Here is a 23,020-nt window from a genome sequence, read left to right as displayed (position 1 = left end):
GCCTTATCTGGACAGTCTGCACCGTGCCTGACGCACCATTGAACGGTATGCTTTGGCGCGACGCAGGGGGGCATCAGGCCGGATGAAGCGCTATCCATAAGCTGGCGTAATCCGGCCTGATGACCACCGTCCCGCAGGCGCGCAACGTGTGCGATCTGGAGTCGGGAGGGGGTCCGGGGGAGGGACTGACAAGCTGTGGATAATTCAGGTGCGTCGATCGTCATTCAGGAGCGCCGGACGGCGGATGGCCTGGACTCCTACATCCCGGTAATTCTGCGTGATGGTGCGATCTATGATCTCCACCTTGAGCGCTACTTCCTCGATTTGCCGCTGAACGGTTCGCGTTCGCGACACTCGTTGCGCGCCCATGGTTATGATGTTCTGGTCTGGGTTCGCTTTCTCGCTTCGGCCCGCGGCAAGTCTGTCTGGCAAGCCGATGCCGATGATGTCGGTGCCTATCATCGTGCCCGGCGGCGCAGCGATGCTGAGTTCCGGATTTCTGCATCGACGTGGAACCGGGCGATTGCCTCGCTCGACAAGCTTTATCGATGGGCCGAACGGGAGGGGCTGATCGAGCGTACACCTTTTACGCATCGTCAGGTCTGGCGACGATCGCACGATGGGCGCCGTGCGGCGGTCACGGGCCGCAATAACGCCTATGAGCGCGCAGCCCGTCGTTCCGACGTCCGTTTCATCGATCTCACCGATTACCGCGCCTTCCGGGAAGTTGGTTTGCGCGGCCTGACCGTTGAAGGGACCGAGCGTCCTGGAGCGCGTGACCGCAATGGCGCGCGCAACGCGCTGTTCGCCGATCTGCTGGTCACCACCGGCCTGCGCCTGGAAGAGGCATCCCACTTGCTCGCAGCTGAGATTCCGGTTTGCGACGCCCGCTCGGAACGTCAGCGGCGGGTCGAGCTTCCGGCGGCACTCACCAAGGGTGACAGGGGGCGAAGCATGCTGCTGCCGCGCCGCTTGTTGCCGGTGTTTGACGCCTACATCGCCGTTGAGCGAGCCGCAGCCGTCGCCAAGTTCGCACAGCGCCGTGGCTGGGAAGCCATCGACCGCCCGATCTTCATCCACAGCCCCTCATTCGGGCAGCGTGCATTGCATCTCGTTGGCGGTGGCACGATGGACATAGAGGTCGTCACACCGGATGAACGCGCAAGGCTTGTTATTTGCGCTGACGATGGAACGCCGCGCGAAGCCGCGGTCCTCTGGCTGACCGAGGTGGGCCATCCTGTGTTGCCCAACTCGTGGGAAGCGATCTTCGCACGGGCGAGCCGCCGCTGCACGGACGCCGGCATCCCGGTCCGGCTTAGCCCCCATCAACTCCGGCATTCCTTTGCAGTCCACATGCTTGCCATGCTGATCCAGCGCCGCCTCGCCGACGCAGCGGCACCAGTGGGCGCCATGGAAGGTTATCGCCAGCTGGTCGGCGATCCGCTTCAACAGGTCCAGCGATTGCTTGGCCATTCGAGCCTCGCGACGACCTCTATTTATCTCGATCACCTCGCCACGCGTGCCGATACCGTTGATGCGGCAGTCGAAGAACTGCTGGCACTCGTACCAGGCTATCTTCGATCATGACCGCTGCTCCACGCAAAGGACGCAAGGTCAGCTTCGCGGCAGATACGGCTGCGCCCCAAGCCGATCCATGGTCGCAGATCAGCACGCTGCGCTTCATGATTCATCCCTTATATGGCGGCGAGCTGCTCGTCGATTTCACGGGCTTGCGGCCACGCGGCCTGGCGCTCGCATTTGCCCGGAGCCTGTTCATGCTGGCTGCTCCGCGCGGCCCCATCATGGTACGTTCGTCGCTCAAGACATACGCCAACCAGCTGCCAAGCTTCTTTTCCTACCTGGCCGGGACAGGCGACGGGATCAACGGCCCTGCTGACCTTCGTGCCCATCACATTGATGGATTTGAGACATGGCTCAGCGCGCAGGGCAAGTCTTGCGTGCATGGACCAACCTATGTCGCCAAGGTCGTTTCCGTCCTTCGTCGCATCGCGGACGACAGCCCCGAGCTTGTCGATTGCGGCTTGCGGGAACGACTGCGCTACGTCAGCTCACACGCACACGTTCGTTCCCGTCCACGCGATGCCTACAGTCCGTATGTAGCCCGCCAGCTGCGCGATGCGGCACGCGCGGATATCGCTGCGATCGAGGCGCGCTTGCGGTCGGGGCCGCAGTTCGATGAGGTGCCGCAGATCGATGGCGCATATTGCAAAGCCCATGCTGCCATCGAGACATACGGTGTTCTGGGCTACCGTGATCCCACGTTTCAGAGCCTGTACAAGCTGCGCAAAAAGCGCGATCTCACCAGTGACAGGCTTAACCTGAGCCTCCACGCAGCCCACTATCTTACTGCCGACGATATCGTCCCGCTTCTTGTTCTGCTCTTAATCGAGACAGGGCTTGAGCTGGAGTGCTGCAAGTCGCTCACCCTCGATTGTCTGCGCAATGCCGCAGGGGGTACCGTCGATATCGCCTACACCAAGCTGCGGGCACACGGTGCCGAGCACAAGACAATCCGGGTGCGTGATCGCGGCTCATCCACCGCTGGCGGTCTGATCCGACGCATCATCGCCCTATCGTCCAAGGCCAGGGTCCATAACTCCAGCGATAACCTTTGGGTCTATTTTCAGCCGGGCGAGATCACCGCAGGTATTCGTCAACTGCGCTTGAAGGTCAGTGCCTGGACGCAGCGCCATTGTATTACCGATGATCAGGGTAAACCGCTCCACCTGTGTCTTTCGTATCTGCGCAAGACGCACAAGGCCTTGTGGTATCTCAAGACCGAAGGCCACATGGCCCGCTTCGCCGTAGGTCATACCGTCGATATCGCGGCACGGCACTACGCCGATATTCCCTCCCTCAGACCGCTGCACGAGCAAACCGTGGCAGATGCCCTCGAAGAGGTGCTCGCTGGTCCAATGATCCTGCCTCCTCAAGACGAGGACCGGCTGCGCGGCGAGTTGGCAAGCCCTGATCCCGATGATGGGGGCATTTCAACCGCACTGCTCAATGGCGAACAAGACGTCTGGCTTGCAAGCTGTGGCAACTTCTATTCCAGTCCCTTCGCATCCGCCGGCACGCCATGCCCTACACCGTTCTGGGCCTGCCTCGATTGCCGCAACGCGGTCATTACCGCGCGCAAGCTGCCTGCCATTCTCACCTTTCTCTCCTTCGTCGACGCTCAGCGGATCGGCCTGAGTGCTGCTGATTGGACCGCCAAGTTTGGTCATGCCCATGATCGCATCGTTCAGCAGATTCTGCCTGCCTTCGCCGAAGACGTCGTGACAAGGGCCCGTGCGCAAGTCGCGAACGACCCTCCCACGGTCTATCTGCCGCCAGAGGCACGGGCATGACCGTTGTCCAGCTTCTGGCGGAGAGCGACGATGAGCGCGATGCCCTCCCTGTGCTTATGTCCGCGCCTTTGCGCCCCGGCTGCGATCGCGCGCATATTTCACGATACGGCGATCCAGTGTGGGATCTGGCTCCCGGCGTATTTCGCGACAACGCGCGGCGCTGCCATGTCACGGTACATTTCGGCGGTATCAAAGACCCATCCATTGCTGATGCCCTGCGCCAGATTCTCCATGCGCGGCTCAATGTCGATCTCCCCGGTCACCGTTCGCGGCTTGAGCCGGCCGGGGTGCGCGGCGAGGCCAACCGGACCTTGCGCTTTTTCGACTTCGTCAAGGCTCAGCTGGGGCGTTTCGATCTCGCCCGGGTCGATCAGGCTCTGGTCGATCGCTACGCCGGAGCCTTGCGCCTAGCCGGGCTGCGCCCAGTTGCAGCGGCAGCGCTGCTGCGGATCGTCTTTGACCTGCACGAGTTGCAGCATCATCTGCCGACTGCGCGCCTGTCCTTCGAACCGTGGCCGGGACGAAGTCCGTTTTCCGTGGCGGGCGCAAAGCATATTGCAGGGGAGAACCGGACGCCGCGCATTCCTGAAGCGATCATGACGCCGCTGCTCTCCTGGTCGTTGCGCTACGTGACCTGCTACGCAGGCGATATCCTTGCCGCACGGGCAGAACTCGATTGCCTTGAAGCAACGCGCAACCGTCTGATTGCCGCTGAGGAAGGTCTGGATCCCGCTGTTCGTCGGTTACGGCAACGCCAACGCCTCCTCGACTATGTTGCATCCTTGCGGCAGCATGGGCGCGGCATTCCGATCTGGACCACGGCACATAACGGCGCAACGCGAACAGATCCGCAAACCGGCGCCGTCACGCCGCCGATCAACTACCACCTGATCCACCTCCATGCCGGTATCAACGCGCAGGCCGAACCTGCCATGCACCTTGGCCTGGCCACGGGTGCACCAGACCTCATCGCCGCTGCCATCGCAGAACTCGGCACCGAGATTGGCGGCATGGATACGCCCAATTCTGCCGATCCCGATACGGGCATGCCTTGGCGCACCCGCTTCGATGCCAAGGTTTTGCCCCTCGAGGAAGTCATGCTGCAGTCCGCAGCCTATATCGTATGTGCCTTTCTCTCAGGCATGCGGGACAGCGAGATCCAAGCCATGAGGCGGGGATGCCTGTCTATTACCAAAGCCGAAGACGGTACGATCTTGCGGCATCGTATCAAGTCCACTGCTTACAAGGGCAAGCGCGGCGGCGGCGAGGAGACCGAGTGGGTTACCATCGCGCCGGTCGCTGAAGCCATCGATGTCCTCGAACGCCTTTCCGCGCGGGCGGGACAAGCGCGCGGAACAACGACCCTGTGGCCAGTCCTCACGCTTCGGGCCAATACCAAGACGCACGTCTCTGCAGAGATAGTCCGGCAACTCAACCGGTTCCGCGATCACCTCAATGACCACTTCGGATCCGCGCAGGCACCCGTCATTCCTGCCGGACCCGACGGCCGACCATGGCGTCTGACAACGCGTCAGTTTCGCCGCACAATCGCCTGGCACATCGCCAACCGGCCCTTCGGAACAATTGCCGGCATGATCCAGTACAAGCATGCGAGCGTTGCGGCTTTCGAAGGCTATGCTGGCAGCAGCCGGTCCGGATTTCGGGGAGAGATCGAAGCCCAGCGTGCGCTTGGCCAGATTGACGATATCCTTGTCTACTTCGACGAGCGGCAAAGTGGCGCACGCCTTGGCGGACCTGCCGCGAACAGGGTCGGAGTTGTGCTTGATACTGCCGCCCACGAGTTGGCGCCGCTACCTGCCATGATTGCCGACCGTCCACGTCTGCGCACCATGCTGGGCAGTCTCGCGCGGACATTGCATGTCGGCCCGCTGGCCGATTGCTTCTTTGATCCGGCAACCGCCCTGTGCCTGAACCGGAGTTCGGAGCCAGGCGCAAGCGGGCCAATGATCTCCATGTGCGAACCGGTCCGCTGCCCCAATGCCTGCATCGCCGAACGGCATCGCCCGGCATGGCAGCGCGGTGCTGATGAGGCACGGTTGTTGTTGCGCGAGAAGCGGCTTCCAGAGCCGCAGCGGGTGACGCTTCAGGCCGAGGTGGCCAGAATCCAGCGTGTTCTTGAACAGATCGCACCGGGTACCGCCACACCGCATAACGGTATGGCGGGAGAGGAAGAGGAGGCGGGTTTGCGGGTGACGGATTGAAGGAGCGGAAGACAGTTTCCCTCCGCCCGTCGTGGAGACCTGCCATGTCCCGATCCTACCCTGCGACGCCGCGAGCCGACGTTTATTCGCGCATCACCACCGAGATTGTATCTGCCATCGAAGCCGGGGCCGGCGATTGGCGCATGCCCTGGCACCATGATGGCGCTGCCACCACCAGGCCGCAGAACGTCACCTCTCGCCGCCGCTATCGCGGCGTCAACGTGCTCGCGCTCTGGATCGCAGCCGAAGCGGCTGCCTATTCCAGCGGTCTTTGGGGGACCTATCGCCAGTGGGCATCGCTTGGCGCACAGGTCCGCAAAGGTGAACGCGGAACGACGGTTGTGTTCTGGAAACAGGCCGCATCGCGCGCCGATGATGATCATGACGATGGCGAAGCCGGACCCGGCCGCATGTTCGCGCGGGCCTTCACCGTGTTCAACCTCGCCCAGGTCGAGGGCTATGAACCCCCACCTGTCGCAGTTCTACCCGAGGGCGAGCGGTTCGGGCACGCCGAAGCTTTCGTCGCGGCCCTCAAGATCCCGATCACCGAGGGCGCCTACGATGCGCACTACCGGATCGACCTCGATCACATCTTCATGCCGACCTTTGCCTCGTTTCGGGATGCATCAGCACAGATGGGCACGCTTTTGCATGAGGCGGCCCACGCCACAGGGGCAAAGCACCGGCTCGACCGCAACTTTGCCGAACGTTTCAAGCGCGACAGCTTGGCGATCGAGGAAATTTGCGCTGAACTGACCGCATCGTTCGTACTCGCCGACCTCAGGATCGCTCACCATCCGCGGGCCGATCATGCCGCCTACGTAGCATCGTGGTTGCGCGCACTCAAAGACGACCCTCGCGCCATCTTCACCGCCGCCAGCAAGGCGCAGGCGGCCGCCGATTGGATGCACGCCCAGCAGCCCCAGCCTGAGGAGATCGCCGCATGATAAGCGCCCCGAAAATTTGCGGTAGAAGTCACATTAGGGCTGGACTGTCAGGATATGTGGCTGAAATGAACGCCGCCTTCTGCTGCGCCTCGATCGGCATCGTGCCGACCGTCAGGCATGCCGACTATATCGGCTCCTGGCTGGAGGTGCTGCGCGAGGACAATCGCGCCATTGTCCGCGCCGCCAGCCAGGCGAGCAAGGCGGCCGACTGGCTGCTCGCCTTCCTGCCCGCGGACGACCAGGCCGCACCTTCGACCGACAGGAGGGCGGCATGATCCTCCTCACTTCCGAGCTGCGCCAGCGCCTGCTGGCGAACGGCCGGCAGGCGGACGCCGACCCTATGCCCGTGGTCAAGTTCTTCAACCCGCTGGGCGAAGGCGTCTGGCTCGCCACCGAACTCGACGCCGACGGCGACACCCTGTTCGGTCTCGCCGATCTTGGCGAGCCTGAGCTCGGGTCGTTCAGCCTGTCGGAACTCGCGGCGGTGCGCCTGCCGTTCGGCCTCGGCATCGAGCGCGACATCCTGTTCGAGGGCCTGTTCCCGATCTCGGCCTGGGCCGAGGCGGCGCGCAGGACCGGGAGCATTCGAGCCGCCGAGCGCGTGCTTCATGCGGTTCATCACGCCAGCCGGGAGGACGTATGATGCGCTTCCGTCGCTGGCCGCGCCCAACCGCCTATCGGGAGACGCCGCGCAAACGCGCGGCGCTCCTCCGCAAGCAGCGCCGCGAGCGCGACGCCCTGCCGCTCTTCGCCGACGCGATCGCCGCCGGCCAGCGCGATGTCGACGAGGAGATGGCCCGCCGTCATGTCTGGTGGATCGACCGCGAGCATGAACAGCGCCGTCAACGCGCGGCTCGCTGGCGCGAGGCCCGGGCCAGGCTCTTCGCGCTGCCCGCTCCGCTCCGGCGCAAGGTTCGCGCCCTGTGGCGTACCTGCCCGTACCCCGCCGACCCCGCGAGTTTCGCGGACTTTCTCCATCAGATCGCCATCGGCCGTCTCGATCCCGATCGCCCGCCATGGCTCTTTCATCAACAGACCCAGGCGCGGATCACCGCCAATCCCGCCACTTTCGAGGAGGCTTTTCGCCAGATCGGACGAAAGTCGGTCGGCGGCGGGCCGAAGACGACCCCGGCCGACGAGCTGCTCTTCTGCGGCAATCTCGGCTCCGGCATCCTCTTCCTGACGTCGCGGGTACGCCTGATCGATCCGAACGAGAGCTTCTACACCTCGTCCAATCATCGCCTGCGCGACTCCCATGTCGGTCGGGCCGGCCACTGGGTCGACATCGAGGTGCGCGGGGATTGCTCCGAAGCGGATCTTTCTTTGATCCGGCGGCTCGCGCAGGCGGCCGACACGCGTCCCGTCATCGTCCGACGCGTCAATCCGCTCTGCGGACGGGTTTGAATAGCGGCAGGACCCGGGAGGCCGGAGAGACGCAATGACGTCTTTCCGGCTTAGCGCCTGCGCGCCAGTCCCTACAGGCTCTCCTTCCTGATTGCCGCCCAGACCGCCAGGATATCGCCTTCGAGATCGTCGTCCTTTCCGACGACGACGCTGAACACGCCGAGCATATCGGCGAACTCGCCGACCTGAAGATGGCCGCGCGCCTGGAGCGCGGTGAGCAGCAGCGTCAACGCCTTGCCCTGGGCGCAAATGAGCGCGCGATCGGCGCTCGATACGCGATGCCGTCGTGGCCGCCATCCCGCGAAGTTCCTGATCCAACCCCAGGGCGCTGAGCGCCGCTCCTCGGCAATGGCCGTCTTCATGACATCTCCCGCGACCCGCCTGCGCTACGGCCCGGCCGGCCTGTGGTGACGCGACGACCATCCTGCTCGATACGTCCCACCACCCTCGTGCTGAAAGGCGCCCGCCCAATGCCGGCGCCCACGGCGACTATTATAGTCGCCCTTGCCCTATGCCACAGGACGTCCGGCGGCGATATCTTCTGCCGGATCACGGTCGCCGCGCCGGCAGAAGAGAGGCAGAGGAGGGCCGGGATTTCGTGACGGGTTGGAGGTTGAGAGAGAGTCTCTCGACCGCCCGTCGCGGAGTAAATCCCGATGGCTACTACTGTTCAGAAGATCATCCTGTCGCCGGCGCGCGACATTCCCTTCAACAAGCTGGTGCTGAGCCAGAGGAACGTCCGGCGCGTGAAGGCCGGCGTTTCGATCGACGACCTGGCGGTCTCGATCGCCCGTCGCGGCCTCATCCAGAGCCTCAGCGTCCGCCCCGTGGTGGATCAGGAGGGCAAGGAGACCGGCTTGTTCGAGGTGCCGGCCGGCGGTCGCCGGTTTCGGGCTCTCGAGCTGCTGGTGAAGCAGAAGCGGCTCGCCAAGACGGCCCTCGTGCCGTGCGTCGTCCGCCCCGCCGGCGATCCCATCCTCGATGAGGAAGTGTCCCTCATCGAGAACACCGATCGCGAGCCGCTGCATCCGCTAGACGAATTCCGCGCCTTTCAGGACATGCGCCTCAAGGGCACGCCCGAGGAGGACATCGCGGCCGCCCATCGCGTGACCGTGCAGGTCGTCAAGCAGCGCCTGCGCCTGGCCGCGGTCTCGCCGACTCTGCTCGACGTCTATGCCGACGACGGCATGACGCTGGAGCAGCTCATGGCGTTCACCGTCACCGACAATCACGCCCGCCAGGAACAGGTCTGGGAGGCGATCAGCAAGAGCTGGTCGAAGGAGCCCTATCAGATCCGGCGCATGCTGAACGAGACCACCGTGCGGGCCTCGGACAAGCGCGCCCTGTTCGTCGGCGTCGCCGCCTATGAGGCCGCAGGCGGATGCATCGTCCGCGACCTGTTCCAGGCCGATGACGGCGGCTGGCTGCAGGACGCGGCGCTTCTCGATCGCCTGGTGGCCGAAAAGCTCAAGGCCGAGGCCGAGACGATCGCGGCCGAGGGCTGGAAGTGGATCGAGGTGGCCGTCAGCTTCCCCTATGGCCACGACCACGGGCTGCGCGAGCTGGCCGGCGAGACGATCGATCTGACCGACGAGGAGCGCGCGTCGCGCGAGGCTCTGCGCGACGAATATGATCGGCTCGAATCCGAATATGCGGAAGCCGACGAACTGCCGGACGAGATCGATCAGCGGCTCGGCGAGATCGAACAGGCGCTCGACGCCTTCGAGCAGCGTCCGGTGATCTACGATCCCGCCGAGATCGCCCGCGCGGGCGTCTTCATCAGCATCGACGCCGACGGATCGCTCGCGGTGGACTGCGGCTATGTCCGTCCCGAGGACGAGGCTCCGGCGGAGCCCGAAGGCGACGATGCCCCGGCCGCGTCCGGCGCGGCCAACGACCCGGCGTCGCCGGCCGTGCAGCGCGCCGTCATCACCATCGGCGGACAGTCGGCCGAGCCCGACGACGACGAGGAGGACGCGATCAAGCCGCTCCACGAGCGCCTGATCGTCGAGCTGACGGCGTCTCGGACGCTCGCGTTGCGCAACGCGGTGGCGGACAATCCGCACATCGCCATGACGGCGCTGCTCCACAAGCTCGTCTCCGACAGGTTCATGACGCGCATGTATAACGGCGCCCTGGAGGCGTCGGTGAGGGATATCTACTTCCCCGTTCAGGATACCGACCTGAAGGACAGCCCCTCCGCGCGCGCGGTGCAAGACCGTCACGATGCCTGGGCCGCCGACGTTCCGAAGGACGACGAAGCCCTCTGGGACTGGCTCGCCAGCCTCGACGACGCCAGCCGCATGGCGCTCCTGGCGCATTGCGTCAGCTTTGGCGTGAATGCGCTCTACGAGCGGCCGAACCCGCACAGCTCCAGCGGCGTCTCGCAGCACACGCTCGACATGCGGCTCGCGCAGGCCGACCGTCTGGCGCGCGCGACCGGGCTCGACATGGTGGACGTCGGCTGGCGCCCTACGGTCGACAACTATCTCGGGCGCGTCACCAAGCCCCGCATCCTGCAGGCGGTGCGCGAGGGCGCCGGCGAGCAGGCCGCGCAGCTCATCGATCACCTCAAGAAGGGCGACATGGCCAAGGAGGCCGAGCGGTTGCTGGCGGATGCCGGCTGGCTGCCCGAGCCGCTCCGCCTGCTCGACGCCGAACTCGCCGCCGATAGCGAGGCTGGGCACGACGAGGGCGCCGCGTTGCCGGCATTCCTCAACGGCGACGACGAGGACGAGGTCTCGACCGACGCGGACGACGAGGAACGCCACCTCGCCGCCGCCGAGTGACGGACCAGCGGGGCGGCTTCGGCCGCTCCGCATCTCCCTGGCCGAAGGACCGAACCATGGATCAGCCCGATTCCACGACGCCCCGCCGCGTCGTCTTCCAGTATCTCGTACCCGTCCACGTCGAAGTCGAAGACGGCCTCGTCTGCCGGGTGACTGTCATCGACGAAACGCCTGTCCGCGATCCGATCGCGGTCGACGGCGACGCCGTCTATCTCGCCGAGGCCGTTCGCGCCGCCGATGACGGTCAAGCTTGGCCGTCCTGGCGGTTCGGCTACTAGCCGTCGCCACCGCCATGCGACCCACGAGCCCGGCCCCGTGCCGGGCTCCTTTCGTTTCAGGAGATCAGCATGCCCAGCTTCACCATCGAAACCAGCTACCGGATTCCCGTCTATCGGCAGCGTCGCTACGCCGCGAACAGCCTCGCCGAAGCCTGCCGCCTTGCCATCGAGGACGACGACTGGGAGGGTTCCAGGGAAGACTTTGAATGCGCCGGCGAGACCCATGTCACCGGCGCCTGGCCCGGCGCGGTCGATCCCTACAGCGTGCCGTTGCTGCCTATTCCGAGCCAGTTCGATGAAACCGTCCAGCGCAAGGCCGACCACTTCGCCGAGCTGCTCGCGCAGCTTTCCTCGGTCGCTCAGCCTACGGGCCTCTCCGCCCATGACTTCGGGCGCTGGCTGCCGGCGGCGCAGTCCGCCGTCCGCAAGGCCAATGCGATCGTCGCTGGTGCGCGCGATCCCGACGCGGGAGGCCCGTCATGAGCGACTACATCGTCAAGATCGGCTTCTGGCTTCGCGCCTATGACACGCTGACCGTCCAGGCCGCGAGCGACGCGGAAGCGATCGAGAAGGCCAAGACGGCGGCCGCCGTCGTCGTGGAGTCGACGGCCTCTCCAGACCACATCGATACCGACGAGCGCCGGGAAGGCGTCATCGCCTTCATCGACCGCTGCACGGGCGACGGCCGAGAAACCGTGATCGAGGACATCGAGTTCGACGACGACCGGATCCACAGGCCGCCCGCCGCCTGATCCTCACCCATCGACCCGCAACTCCGAAGCCCGGCCATCGCGCCGGGCACTTGCGTTTCAAGGAGCCTGACATGGCCGATTACTTCACTCATTTCTCGTGCCTGCTCGACGTCGGCACGCCCGACAACGCCGCCCGTGCGCTTGACCTCTACAACGCGCTCTCCGAGGAGGGAGCATCGGAGGAGCCGCCCTCCGACGGCTTCCTCCTTTCCATCGAACCGGAGCATGGGGGCACCCAGCTCTGGATGCGCGACGACATGACGGGGGACCCCGAGCGGCTGATCCAGTTCGTCAGGCGCTGCGCCGCCGCCTTCGGCCTCACGGGGCTATGGGGCTTTCAATACGCCAACACCTGCTCGCGCCCGCGCGTCAACGCCTTCGGCGGTGGCGCGCACGTCCTCGATCTCGCGACCGGCGCCACGTTCGCATGGACCTATACCAATGGCTGGCTCGCCGAAGTGCTCGACGGAGGCGATCCCGATGCCTGAAATCGTCGAAACCACCGTCTATCGCCTCGACGAGCTTTCGGACGCGGCGAAGGAAAGGGCCCGCGCCTGGTATCGCGAGGCCGGCATCGACCACGACTGGTTCGAGTTCGTGTTCGACGATTTCGAGCGCATCTGCGCCATCCTCGGCGTCGAGCTGCGCACGGTGCCGGTGCGCCTCTACGGCGGCGGCACGCGGCAGCAGCCGTGCATCTACTTCTCCGGCTTCTGGAACCAGGGCGACGGCGCCTGCTTCGAGGGCCGCTACCATCACGCCAGAGGCGCCGCGCGCCGCATCCGCGACCACGCGCCCGACGACGCGGACCTTCACCGCATCGCCGATGCGCTTCAGGCGGTTCAGCGCCGCAACTTCTATCAGCTCCGCGTGAGCATCACGCACCGAGACCGCTACTATCACGAATATTGCATGGCGATCGCGGTCGAGCGCGACAGCCCGACCTGGCAGGACATGACGGCGGACGCCGAGGACCTCGTGATCGAGCCGCTGCGCGATCTCGCGCGCTGGCTCTATCGCCAGCTCGAACGCGAATATAACTATCTGACCTCGGATGAGGTGATCGATGAAGCGATCCTCGCCAATGGCTACACCTTCACCGGCAGCGGGCGCCGGTTCGGATAGCCGGCCCTACCAGACCGCCACCTCCCACTGACCGTTCACGCGGGCGAAGCCGATCGGCCGATTCTGCGGCGTCGCGTTGGGACGGGTCGGGTCCATCACGAGCTGCGTCATGCAGGTCACCCCGGGGCCGACACCGCCCGGAGAACAGTCCCCCAGCTTCAGCGTCGCGTTCGCCAGCGAGGTACCCGTGAAGAGGCGATGACGCCGCACGGCGGCGGTCGCCTCTTCCTCGGTCGGCTGCGCCACGCCGGCCGCCGCTGCCGGCGATGCCGCGACGGGTGACAGCACCGGCCGGAGCGCGAAGCCCGCGCCGAATCCGATCACCAGGCACACCGCCCCCGTGATGCCGATTGCGCTGCCTTTCATATCGCCTCCCGATCTCCAGCCTGCGGGACCAGCTCGCATGCGGCGAGCCGCCCCCGTTTCTTTTCCTGGCGAAGTCTAGCGTTCCCACCTCGCCGCCGAAAGGCTGCGCGGCGAGCCGGGCTCCGCGAACGCCAGAGCGAGAGGATCGGCGGGGAGGCGTTGAGCCCGCCCGTCGAGAGAGCGAGGAGCCGGCTCGCCCTCCCACCGCTCTCCCTTCCGGAGCCGCACATGCCACTTATGCTCGACCAACGCCGTCGGCTGCGCGCTGCGCTCGCCGACCGCCTGCTTGCCGTCTGTTATGGCGCCGGCGTCGACTCAACCGCCATGCTCATCGCGTTGAAGCTCGCCGGGCTGCGCCCGCACATCATCACCTTCGCCGACACCTCCGCGGAAAAGCCCCCGACGCTCGATCATCTCGATCGGATGGACGCCGTGCTCGCGCGCTGGTCCTGGCCGGCCATCGTTCGTTGCCGGAAGCAAACTCTTCCTGGCACCGCCTATGGCGATCTCTATGGCAATTGCCTGGCCAATGAGACCCTCCCATCGCTGGCCTTCGGGCTGAAGTCCTGCTCGTTAGGTCCGGCTTCGGCGACTGTCTCTTTTGCTCGCGATGAGTGACGGGCCGACCGCCGCGCTAACCCAAAGAGCTGGCGGTGGTCGGCCCGTCACTCGCGTCGCGCAGCGACGCCTGATTGCCGGATGAACCCGCTGGGCCTCAACTACCGTACTCCATCCTCGAGCAGATCGCTTCAGAATCGATTTCTCTGGCGAAACGAAGGCTGGGCTTGTAGAAGGCCGGAGAACAAAAGGGGGCCTTATGGCGCGGCGCGTTTTCTTCAGTTTCCACTTCGCGAACGATTTTTGGCGCACCCAGCAAGTGCGCAACATCGGTGCTCTTGAAGGGCAGTCTCTTTGCACCGCGAATGCGTGGGAAGAGGTCAAGCGGAAGGGCAAGGCCTCGATCGAAAAATGGATCGATGACAACATGTACGGCAAGAGCTGTGTGGTGGTGCTTGTCGGCTCTGAAACAGCGAACCGGCCTTGGGTAATCCGCGAGATCGTTAAAGGCTGGGATGCCGGCAAAGGAGTGGTCGGTATTCGGATAAACAAACTTCTCGGCCACGACGGGAATTCGTGCACGGCTGGTAGCAATCCGTTTGACGAAGTGGGCTATGGAAATACCGGGAAAAAGCTATCATCTATAGCGAAGCTGGTCACCCCTTCCGGCTCAGATAGCAAGGCAGTCTATGATTCGATCAAGAACGGAATCGAGAGTTGGATTGAGGACGCGATAGCGATCCGCTCAAATAACTGAGGTAGCTCCGTGAGTTCGGTCTATATCCGATAATAGAGTTTCGATTATGATCGAATACATTACAAAATCCGAGCTTCGGAATTTCGCTGATAAGTTAAATGTTAGCGAACAGGCAAGCCTCAGAAAGTCTGCTGCTTCCCGTAGCCTCTCAGGCACCACATTTCTTTCACACTCGAGCAAAGATGATGATCTGGTCGTTGGCGCTATTCGTGTGTTGGAAGGGCACGGAGCTAGGGTCTATGTCGATGAAATCGACCCGGAAATGCCCCCATACACGACGGAGGAAACGGCGGGGCTGCTAAAGAGCCGTATTCGCCAGACCAAGCGCTTTGTCCTTCTTGCAAGCAAGAATAGCAAGGACAGCCGTTGGGTGCCCTGGGAGTTGGGCGTGGCCGATGGTTATAAAGGGTTGACGAAGATCGCGCTGTTCCCGGCATCCGACAGCGCGCATGAGCAGGCATGGGCGTCGTGGGAGTATCTGGGATTATACCGCCGCATCGTCTGGGGGGATCTACAGGGTCATCAAAAGCGCGTCTGGATGGTCCTTGACGAGAAAAGGAACACAGCTACGGAGCTTAGCGAATGGCTTGCTGGCGACTGATGAGTTCCCACCCCGTTTAAGCAGTGGCAGGGGGCTGCCAAAATCGCTCCTCAACGACAGCTGGTTGGAGGGCCGGGCTTTCGAAGCGCTCCTCTCGGACGGAAACGTCAAGGTGGCGGTGAAATAACGCAACATAGTCCCGGTCTTCCGTTAGGTCGGGCGCTAAAGACTCAACTTGCGCTCCTACGTCAAGCGTCGCGCCGCCCGTGGAGATTACCGGTATCACTGCAGCCTCGGGTTGCAGGCGTCGAAACATCTCATATTCTTGTATAATTCCTCCCATGCCTCCAATAAAAACTGCTGCTTTGAACTTGTGTTCGGAAAACATGCGTTCACGCATGTTCAGCAAGCTCTTCTCCCGATCCCTTTCGATCTCTTCCGTATAAACCACGTTGTTGAACCGCTCATTATCCTCGGGATACTCATCCTTGAAATGGCGAGACTGGTAGAGCCGGACCCAGTGTCCGTAATTTATTCCGATGTCTTGCGAGACCACCCAGATCATCGGTGTGATTGCGGGTTGACCACCCCAGACAAGCAGCCTGCGCCCTAGTGTAACGTGCACCAAAGCGGAGACTGCGGCTGTAATCGCGACGGTGTCAGCAGTCGCTGCATATTGTGGGCCTCGCTTTGGATCTGGCACGCCCGCCGAAAGAAAAATGGCCTCAGTCATGGTCAATTCTCCCATGCCGCAAGAGCCCATCCGGCTTCGGAAACTTTAATCGTACGGACCGCGCGAATATGATCCCCAAGCCATCGGAGATGAGCATTCCATGCATCACGGATGCCGATATGATCGTAGACCAGTACCGGTATCTCCTGCTGTTCCGCTCGTCGCGCCTTATCGGCCACGTCGTTCAAAATTTCAGCCGTGGGGATTCCGACGATCGGATATGCCCAGATCTTTTCGCCGTCCAGCAACCGCACGGCGACGGCCCGATGTGCACCGACGCCTTCCACTGACGCACCAATTTTTTCGACGTCAGCGCGAAGCTTGCCGGTAATCGACATATATCGAGATGCGATGCTGCGGCTTCTTAGCCGCTCGACCTCCAGGACGATTGTATCTGCCGTTTGGGCTACTATTGGGCCATCCGGCCCTTCGAGTTCCTTTGGGTCAAGATATATAGTCTCTGCAAGATCGGTCAGCTTGTTTGGCGTATGCTCAGGCCAAATTACACGAAGGACCTGGATCTCTTTCGCGCGTGCTCTTCCTATTTCCTGTCGCGTCCAGCGGCTATCGAAATAGGTAGGCGTGTCGAGCATAACCATAACATCAGAATCAACGAGCCTATGCCAAAGCACATCTTGGAACGGATCGCCGGGCCTAATGTCGTGCGTGTCCAAGAATACGTCGAATCCGCGGGACGCAAGGAGATCGTGAAGTTGCAACGCAGCTGCTCGGGATTCCACCCGCCGATAGCTCACAAAAACCCGTCGCTGTCGACGAAGTAAACCCACACATTCCAGCATTGTCGACGCGAGTTCAGTCATATTTGGATCGTCAGCGCGCCGCGTTAGCCCATTGATGGGCTGGAGACACTGGGGGATCTGAGCATTGAAGTCTGCGCCAGCGGCAATCGTGGGAATGATGGGCGCGCTCGCTCGGATCAGGTCCTGGGCCGCTTCGAGATCTTGTTGGGCATTTCCTCCAAAATATGCACCTGCGAATGCTGCTGGCTTGTGCCGCCCACCCAGCGTTTCCGCATTATGCACAACTATATCGTCCCCCAACGTCAATCCAAAGTCGGAAACGATATCGGTGAGCGTCGCTGTCAGTGTCGCGCGCTCCTCTGGCGTTGCGGCGCCAAGTATGGCGAGTTCATAAATACTCATTGATGTCAGCGACCGGCCGCTTTTGCTGCAGTTTCGATCCAAGCCGGCATGTTGGCATAGCCGTTATCCCGAACCCAATCATACGTCCCGTATAGGTTTGACAGCGGAATATCTCGACCATTCTGCTTTATTGTAAAATAGCTGAGAGGGTTGGTCCCCTGTCGATCAGTCCCGAGTTGCGGATCTTTTACGCTATGGATGTCGATGGCCAATAGGCCTTTCCCAAGCTCGTAGCTTCTCTTGATCTCGTGCCGGACCCATTCGCGGTCATACGTCTCCGCGCCAAAAAGCACCACCGTCACGGACGTGCCTTTGAGCTGCTCCTCGATCCATTTTTCTATGCCGCCCGCGCGTCTTTTTGCCTCTTCGAACTCTGCCTTGTCATAGAAAGGCTGCGCTTCGCCACCTGGACGAACCACCCAGGAATTGCGGACTTGCACGACCCGTCGAACGTCACGGTCATAGTGAAAGCTAAAGAATACCCGACGCGCCACCGCTTCCCCCCCTTGATCCTCGTTCACTCATATCAAGGCGGGCGCCAGGTGTCAGCAGGCACGGTGAGTGCTTGGGGTAGCTGGTCGCAGCGACACCCTTCGGCATGGCGAGGAAAGCGCCCATTCCATCGAAATGCTTCGGCCAAATCGAGCATGTTGCTCTACTTTCGAAATTGCACCTGTGCGGGCGAGGGAGATGGCCCGTGGTATCAGTGATTCGGGCTGCCTCTGGCGTGCCCAATGTCCCCGCCGGCTTCCCGATTCTGTTCGACGCCGACATGGCGATCATCGAGCCGGCCTTCGTCTGGCTCATGGAGCATGCAGAGCTAAGCGGCCGCGCCCACGCTACGGAAACTGTGCGGACCTACGGCGAGCATCTCCACGATTGGTTCGACTCGCTCGAACAATCGGGGATCGAATGGCGCGAAGCCGACGAACGCGTCATCGCTGCCTATCGCAACCGGATGCTGGAGAACCCCAGCGCACACACCGGGAAGCCCTATGCCCGGACCACGATCAACGCGCGCGTCTCGACCGTCTGCCGGTTCTATGGCTGGGCGCTCGATAAGGGCCTGATCGACCACTGCCCGTTCCGGTTGACCGAAAAGATGACGCTGATGCTCGACGGCGCTTATCGCCCAGGCTTGCAGCGGCGCCAGGTCAACGAGCTGATCGTCTCACGCCCGGAAAAACTGCCGCGACCTCTGCGCGCCGACGAACTGGCACGGCTGTTCGCGCATCTGAGGCCTACCGCCCGACTTGCCGCGCAATGGGCGCTTGGGGCGGGACTGCGCCGCAAGGAGCTTTGCGCGCTCGCCATCGACCAAATCCCGGATAGCTGGCCACTCGACCTCGACAGCGATCCACTTGTCGGCGTGCCGATCCATATCACCAAGGGAGACCGGCCAAGGACAGTCTATCCGCCGATTCGGCTGCTCGATCATACGGACTGGTATGTGGGAGAGGATCGCGCCCGGATCGTCCGCCGTGTCCGCCGTTCCGACCGGGGCTATCGCGCGCCGCCCAATCTCCTGCTGAACGAGCATGGCCGGGCTATGACGCGAAAACTCCTGACGGCGCAGCTCGCGGAAGCTTTCGCGGCTGCGAGACTTCTGGGTACATTGCACTGCCTGCGGCACACCTTCGCGATGGCGATGCTGGCCCGCCTTCAGATCCAGGCCCGCACCAATCCCGATCTCAACCCGCTCAAGGTCGTGCAGGTGCTGCTGGGCCATGCTTCGATCACGACCACCGCGATTTATCTGCGCTGCGTCGAACTGCACGAGCGCGATCTGAGCGAAAGCCTCGCCTATCTTTATGGCGAGCTGATCCCCGCCGATGGCTAGGGGCCGCCTCGATCGGACGCTGAGACTCGATCCGGCACCGGCGAACCATCCGGCGCAGGTCGCCGAAATCCAGTTCCGCGACGAATGGGGCAAGATCGTCCAAAGCTTCAGCCCGGCGCTGTTCGGAATGCCGGACGATATCAGCGCCGCCATCGCCCGGGCTTTCCGCGATCATGATGTAGCATCCAGCGCCGCGACCCGCACCGCGCACTGGTTCGCGCTGCGCGTGTTCGGGAGGTTCCTGCGCGAAGACGCGCGTGTCAGGCGCGCGGCAGACCTCGACACGGCAACGATCCGCCGGTTCATCACCTGGCTGGCGATGCCCACCAACGGGCGCAGGCGCGGCGTCCGCTCACAATCCGGTCAGCTCGGTATGATCCGGCCGGTCCTCAAGCGCGCGATCGCGGACAATCCAGGCTTGTTCGCACCGGGCTTCGCCGTTCCCAACAATGCGATCCCGCTGGCCGGCGTCCAGCGGCTACCGCAAGACCGGCTGACACCTGCCGCAATGCGCGCCCTGCTGGCAGTCTGCTATGCCGAGATCGACACTGCGTGGGACAAGTTCCAGCACGGGCAAGCCATCGTTGGTCTTCCGAATGTGCCGCTCCATGGTGGGCGGACCGTCGAACGGGATCGCTGGATCTGGAAGCTCCATCGCCGCGGCCACGGCATCATGCCGACCGACCGAGGCTTGGACCTTAATAAGCCCGATCGGCAGAGGATCGCCGAGGTAGGCGGGTTCCGCGAGCTCGAGGGTTATCTCCACCTCACGACCGACACGCTGGTTGCGTTCTATATCGTGCTGCTGATCCAGACGGCGGCCAACGCCGGTCCGCTGCGCCAGATCAAGCGGGACTGCCTCGTGCCGCATCCGCTCGAGCGGCATCGCGTCATGGTCGAGTGGGTGAAACCCCGCGCCGGCGGTAAGGTGAAACGCATGCAACGGCGCTCGTTCGACAATCGCCGACCCTATGCGGCGCCGCGCCTGATCGAAAAACTGCTTGCGATGACGGCACCCCTATTGCCGCATGTGGAGCCGTCCAAACGCGACCGACTGTTCCTCCACCGCTTCCTCATGACGACAGGACGCCTCGAGCGTGAGCATCGCGCCGGTCATATCGTGCAGGCCACGTTGCGATCGGCAATGTTGCGCTTCTACGAGCGGCACAATGGCGCGATCGCTTCCTGGAACGAAGCGCATCCCGGCAAGTCCCGTTCCCTGCTTCCCGACTTCTCGCCCAAGCTGTTCCGCAGCAGCATGGCAAGCGCCCATTACACAGCGTCGCAGGGCGATATCATGGCGGCCAAAGCGGTCCTCAATCATGCGAATGTCGCCACCACCGACATCTATGTCGATGGCGAGGCCGTCCGCCGCCTCGAACGCGATACGATCGCTCGGCTCCAGTCGCTGATGATCACATGGGTCACCGGCGAGACGCCCGCCCATGACTCGCAACATCAAGGGCCAGATACCAGCGCGCGGGTGACGGCGCTGTTCGGCCACGACTGCCTTCGACCGGTCGACGGCGGGCAGGCACAGCCTGGCCGCGTGTGCCCGAAACTGGGAGGCTGCCTTGCCTGTCCAGGCCTGATCGTCCCGATCGACCCGGATCATCTGGCGCGCATTGTCCAGGCCACCATGCATCTTGAAGCGGCGCGGGAACGCATCGACCCGATCCGGTTCAGCCTCTTCTATGCCCCCAGCCTTCGGGTGCTGACACAAGACCTGCTGCCGGCGTTCCCGCCCGAAATGATGCCGGACGCGGAACGGCACATACCCGCCTTGCCGCCGCTGCCGGACCTGGAATAGCCTCATGGCCTCCGTCCCGACATCCACGCCTACCCAACTTCCGGCGCCATTGCTCGGAAACGAAGGCATCCCCGCCGCCACGACGTTCAACTGGGGCTTCGAAATGCCGGACGGGAGCCGGTTCCGGGACGATCGGTGGACGCCGCTCCGGCACGCCGCCGAACTGTTCCTGCTCTCGCTGCGGGCCGATCCGCCCGAAGGGCGGAGGCCACTTCGCAAGGAAGCGATCGATGGTCACTTCAGCCACATCCGCTTCCTCGTTCGATGGATGGCAGCCGAGAACGTCCGATGCTTCAAGGATCTCGATCAAGACGCCGTCGACCGGTTCGTGGCCATGTTGCGCGCTCGTCCCGGCAGGAACGCTTCACGGCTCTCCCTCAGCACCGCCGAAGGCTATCTCGGCACGATCCGCACGTTCCACATGCAGCGCGACAAGCTGGACGACGCGCCGCTGATGGCGCCGCCTCGCGCCGGTTCGGTTGGGAAGCGGCACTGGAAACCTTATGGCGGCCATCCCTATACGCCCGACGAGATCGCCGTGCCTCTCATCAGCGGCGCTATGGAACTGCTCGGTGACCCAGCGGACCAGATACTCGCGCTGCGCGACCGTCTCGAAGATCTGTATGAGCAGTTCCGACCACAGCATCAGGGGCGAAGGCTCCACTGGCATATCAGACGCGCCATGTTGGCTGAGCCATGCCCCTACGCGGATCTGTATCCGAATCCGGAATGGCCGCTGCGCCGCCTGACGTTCATGCTGGATCGGCTTGGCGACGCCTGCTTCGTCGTCATCGCCTATCTCGTTGGCGCGAGAGCCTCCGAAATACTCAGGCTTGAGGAGGGTTGCCTCGAACGGCGCGCGGCCGATGGAGACGGTGAGGAACACGTCTATCTGGTCGGCACGATCACGAAGACGTCGCTGACGGAACATGGGGACATCCATCGATGGCTTGCGCCCGAGCCGGTCCGGCGGGCGATCCACATCCTCGAACGTCTCTCCGCACCGCTTCGCGAACTTAGCGGGAAGAGGAACCTCTGGCTCCACCAGCTCGGCCGGGGACGCTCGCCGCTTCCGACGATGATGCCCGTCGCCCTACTGCGATCACCCATGGTCAATATCCGCTTGAACGAACGACTTGCGCCGTTCCTTGCCTTGCCGGAACACCAAGGCGGCACCTGGCACCTGACCACCTATCAGGGTCGCAAGACGTTCTCGCGGTTCATCGGGCGGCGCGACCGCACCGGCCTGACGGCGCTGCAACGCCATCTCGGCCATGTCCACCGCGCGATGACCGACCGGGCCTATGTGGGCACCGACTTCGAGCTTGCCCAGCTGATCGACGACCAAGCCGCCGAAGAAACCCGCAAGGCGCTGGAAGACCTGCTCCTGGCGCCGAACGTCGCCGGGAAGGCGGGCGTCATGCTCTCCGAGCGATCGCCGTTCCGCGGGCGCACGCTATCGGGCGACGTCGATGGCTATATCACCGATATCCTCGCCGAAACGGATATGCGCCTCGGCGTGTGCGACTGGGGCTACTGCCTCTACCGCCGGGAAACCTCGGCATGCCTCGGCGGCGAGCGCGAGCCGAACCCGGTGCTCCGCACGCAAAGCACTTGCTCGACTTGCGCCAACTTCGCCGTGACCGGCAAGCATAAGCCGGTCTGGGAAGCGCGCCTTGAGCGCAACAGCGCTTTGCTCCAGCGCGATGACCTCGACTCCGAGAGCCGTGCGCTTGCAGAAGCCCGCATCCAGGAATCTCGCCGTATCCTGGACCAGTTAGACGAAGGAAATACCGATGGCGACCGAAATTGACCTGTCCAGCCCGCAAGCTCGACGGCGGGCAAAGACGGATGCGCGCCTGCGTGAAGCCCTTGCAGGCCTCGCCGGCAATCCCTCCGCAGAACCCACAGTCGCTGCGCTCGCACGGGCAGCCGGGGTCGGCCGCAACATCATATATACCCATCATGCCGGCGTTCTCGACGGCCTCCGCGCGCTTCAGTCGCAGCGTGCCGGCGCGAACGAGACGACCGCCAGAGAGGCCGATCGCACACGCTCGGCTCTTCGGGATGCCGAAGCTCGAAGCGCCGCCCTCGCGACACATAACGCTAGCCTGTTGAAACGCGCCGTCGACGCCGAGCAACGTGCCGAGAGGCTTGAGCGGCGCAATGCCCAACTCGTGCAGGAACTCGATCGGATACGTAGACCAATCCCGATCCGCCCCAGCGCTGAAGCGCACGATCCTTCCGCTGTCTGACGTCGGTCACGCCCTAATCGGGCGTCCCGAAAGGAAAGGGGGATGAGGAACGCTGGAAATGCGGGCTTTGTGAGGCAAAGGAGACAGGCCCGTCCAGACCTAATGCTCG

25 protein-coding genes are annotated in these 23,020 nt (G+C 63.5%); 20 read left to right on the top strand and 5 right to left on the bottom strand.

Annotated elements, in window-relative coordinates; all coding sequences use genetic code 11:
• Window positions 1–195: 195 nt before the first annotated feature.
• From L286_RS28940 to L286_RS28910, 7 genes are all read left to right on the top strand, one after another.
• Window positions 196–1,587, top strand: coding sequence for a tyrosine-type recombinase/integrase (locus L286_RS28940; RefSeq protein ID WP_013039032.1), 1,392 nt, complete (start codon window positions 196–198; stop codon window positions 1,585–1,587).
• On the top strand, window positions 1,584–3,371 hold the full coding sequence (locus L286_RS28935) for a hypothetical protein (RefSeq protein WP_013039033.1): 1,788 nt from the start codon (window positions 1,584–1,586) through the stop codon (window positions 3,369–3,371). The genes L286_RS28940 and L286_RS28935 overlap by 4 nt, the downstream gene beginning before the upstream one ends.
• Entirely contained in the window at window positions 3,368–5,593 is a 2,226-nt protein-coding gene (locus L286_RS28930) for an integrase (RefSeq protein WP_013039034.1), read from the top strand. Before L286_RS28935 ends, L286_RS28930 begins: the two co-directional genes overlap by 4 nt.
• A gap of 44 nt (window positions 5,594–5,637) precedes the next feature.
• Window positions 5,638–6,540 carry an ArdC family protein gene (locus tag L286_RS28925; RefSeq protein WP_013039035.1) on the top strand — a complete coding sequence of 301 codons (903 nt, stop codon included), beginning with the start codon at window positions 5,638–5,640 and terminating at the stop codon, window positions 6,538–6,540.
• 65 nt (window positions 6,541–6,605) lie between these two features.
• Window positions 6,606–6,815, top strand: coding sequence for a zincin-like metallopeptidase domain-containing protein (locus tag L286_RS28920; protein ID WP_021223110.1), 210 nt, complete (start codon window positions 6,606–6,608; stop codon window positions 6,813–6,815).
• A complete protein-coding gene (locus L286_RS28915; RefSeq protein WP_013041750.1) occupies window positions 6,812–7,183 on the top strand; it encodes a DUF2958 domain-containing protein in 372 nt (123 codons plus the stop codon). The genes L286_RS28920 and L286_RS28915 overlap by 4 nt, the downstream gene beginning before the upstream one ends.
• Window positions 7,180–7,944, top strand: coding sequence for a hypothetical protein (locus tag L286_RS28910; protein WP_013041749.1), 765 nt, complete (start codon window positions 7,180–7,182; stop codon window positions 7,942–7,944). Before L286_RS28915 ends, L286_RS28910 begins: the two co-directional genes overlap by 4 nt.
• 71 nt (window positions 7,945–8,015) lie before the next feature.
• On the opposite strand, the gene L286_RS28905 is transcribed toward L286_RS28910, so the two are convergent.
• The gene (locus tag L286_RS28905) at window positions 8,016–8,306 is read right to left on the bottom strand and encodes a hypothetical protein (protein ID WP_013041748.1); all 291 of its coding nucleotides are present in this window, start codon (window positions 8,304–8,306) and stop codon (window positions 8,016–8,018) included.
• 294 nt (window positions 8,307–8,600) lie between these two features.
• Between L286_RS28905 and L286_RS28900 the strand changes: the two genes are divergently transcribed.
• From L286_RS28900 to L286_RS28875, 6 genes are all read left to right on the top strand, one after another.
• Window positions 8,601–10,733, top strand: a complete 2,133-nt coding sequence (locus L286_RS28900) for a ParB/RepB/Spo0J family partition protein (RefSeq protein WP_013041746.1) — start codon at window positions 8,601–8,603, stop codon at window positions 10,731–10,733.
• Between the two features lie 56 nt (window positions 10,734–10,789).
• Window positions 10,790–11,011, top strand: coding sequence for a hypothetical protein (locus L286_RS28895; RefSeq protein WP_013041745.1), 222 nt, complete (start codon window positions 10,790–10,792; stop codon window positions 11,009–11,011).
• Window positions 11,012–11,080: 69 nt separating this feature from the next.
• Entirely contained in the window at window positions 11,081–11,494 is a 414-nt protein-coding gene (locus L286_RS28890; protein ID WP_013041744.1) for a hypothetical protein, read from the top strand.
• Complete coding sequence (locus tag L286_RS28885; protein WP_013041743.1) at window positions 11,491–11,763, top strand: hypothetical protein; 273 nt, start codon at window positions 11,491–11,493, stop codon at window positions 11,761–11,763. Before L286_RS28890 ends, L286_RS28885 begins: the two co-directional genes overlap by 4 nt.
• Window positions 11,764–11,834: 71 nt before the next feature.
• Window positions 11,835–12,251, top strand: coding sequence for a hypothetical protein (locus L286_RS28880; protein ID WP_013041742.1), 417 nt, complete (start codon window positions 11,835–11,837; stop codon window positions 12,249–12,251).
• A complete protein-coding gene (locus L286_RS28875; protein WP_013041741.1) occupies window positions 12,244–12,888 on the top strand; it encodes a hypothetical protein in 645 nt (214 codons plus the stop codon). Before L286_RS28880 ends, L286_RS28875 begins: the two co-directional genes overlap by 8 nt.
• A 6-nt stretch (window positions 12,889–12,894) precedes the next feature.
• On the opposite strand, the gene L286_RS28870 is transcribed toward L286_RS28875, so the two are convergent.
• A complete protein-coding gene (locus L286_RS28870) occupies window positions 12,895–13,254 on the bottom strand; it encodes a hypothetical protein (RefSeq protein WP_013041740.1) in 360 nt (119 codons plus the stop codon).
• Between the two features lie 237 nt (window positions 13,255–13,491).
• Between L286_RS28870 and L286_RS28865 the strand changes: the two genes are divergently transcribed.
• From L286_RS28865 to L286_RS0124265, 3 genes are all read left to right on the top strand, one after another.
• Window positions 13,492–13,872: a hypothetical protein gene (locus tag L286_RS28865; RefSeq protein ID WP_021223109.1), complete on the top strand. Its 381-nt coding sequence runs from the start codon at window positions 13,492–13,494 to the stop codon at window positions 13,870–13,872.
• 199 nt (window positions 13,873–14,071) lie between these two features.
• Window positions 14,072–14,569, top strand: coding sequence for a TIR domain-containing protein (locus tag L286_RS28860; RefSeq protein ID WP_020819448.1), 498 nt, complete (start codon window positions 14,072–14,074; stop codon window positions 14,567–14,569).
• A 46-nt stretch (window positions 14,570–14,615) separates the two neighbouring features.
• Window positions 14,616–15,170, top strand: a complete 555-nt coding sequence (locus L286_RS0124265; RefSeq protein WP_021224402.1) for a toll/interleukin-1 receptor domain-containing protein — start codon at window positions 14,616–14,618, stop codon at window positions 15,168–15,170.
• A 16-nt stretch (window positions 15,171–15,186) separates the two neighbouring features.
• Here L286_RS0124265 and L286_RS0124260 read toward each other — a convergent pair whose 3' ends face one another.
• The 3 genes from L286_RS0124260 to L286_RS28845 are packed head-to-tail and all read right to left on the bottom strand — an operon-like array spanning window position 15,187 to window position 17,500.
• Entirely contained in the window at window positions 15,187–15,843 is a 657-nt protein-coding gene (locus L286_RS0124260) for an SLOG domain-containing protein (RefSeq protein WP_025160956.1), read from the bottom strand.
• 2 nt (window positions 15,844–15,845) lie between these two features.
• Entirely contained in the window at window positions 15,846–17,006 is a 1,161-nt protein-coding gene (locus tag L286_RS47775; RefSeq protein ID WP_020819451.1) for a toll/interleukin-1 receptor domain-containing protein, read from the bottom strand.
• A gap of 5 nt (window positions 17,007–17,011) precedes the next feature.
• Window positions 17,012–17,500 (bottom strand): TIR domain-containing protein, encoded by a 489-nt coding sequence (locus L286_RS28845; RefSeq protein WP_020819452.1) that lies wholly within the window; start codon window positions 17,498–17,500, stop codon window positions 17,012–17,014.
• Between the two features lie 203 nt (window positions 17,501–17,703).
• Here L286_RS28845 and L286_RS28840 point away from each other — a divergent pair, with 203 nt between their 5' ends.
• From L286_RS28840 to L286_RS47770, 4 genes are read left to right on the top strand one after another with little or no spacing between them, the layout of a single operon-like run.
• A complete protein-coding gene (locus tag L286_RS28840; RefSeq protein ID WP_025160957.1) occupies window positions 17,704–18,846 on the top strand; it encodes a tyrosine-type recombinase/integrase in 1,143 nt (380 codons plus the stop codon).
• Entirely contained in the window at window positions 18,839–20,656 is a 1,818-nt protein-coding gene (locus tag L286_RS28835; protein WP_020819454.1) for a site-specific integrase, read from the top strand. The genes L286_RS28840 and L286_RS28835 overlap by 8 nt, the downstream gene beginning before the upstream one ends.
• A 4-nt stretch (window positions 20,657–20,660) precedes the next feature.
• On the top strand, window positions 20,661–22,469 hold the full coding sequence (locus L286_RS28830) for an integrase (protein WP_025160958.1): 1,809 nt from the start codon (window positions 20,661–20,663) through the stop codon (window positions 22,467–22,469).
• Entirely contained in the window at window positions 22,453–22,911 is a 459-nt protein-coding gene (locus L286_RS47770; RefSeq protein ID WP_020819456.1) for a hypothetical protein, read from the top strand. The genes L286_RS28830 and L286_RS47770 overlap by 17 nt, the downstream gene beginning before the upstream one ends.
• The last annotated feature ends 109 nt before the right edge of the window (window positions 22,912–23,020 follow it).

This window comes from Sphingobium sp. HDIP04 (genome assembly GCF_000445085.1).
GTDB lineage: Bacteria > Pseudomonadota > Alphaproteobacteria > Sphingomonadales > Sphingomonadaceae > Sphingobium > Sphingobium indicum.
Note: the sequence above shows the minus strand (reverse complement) of the source record. Positions and strands in the feature narration are given on the sequence as shown.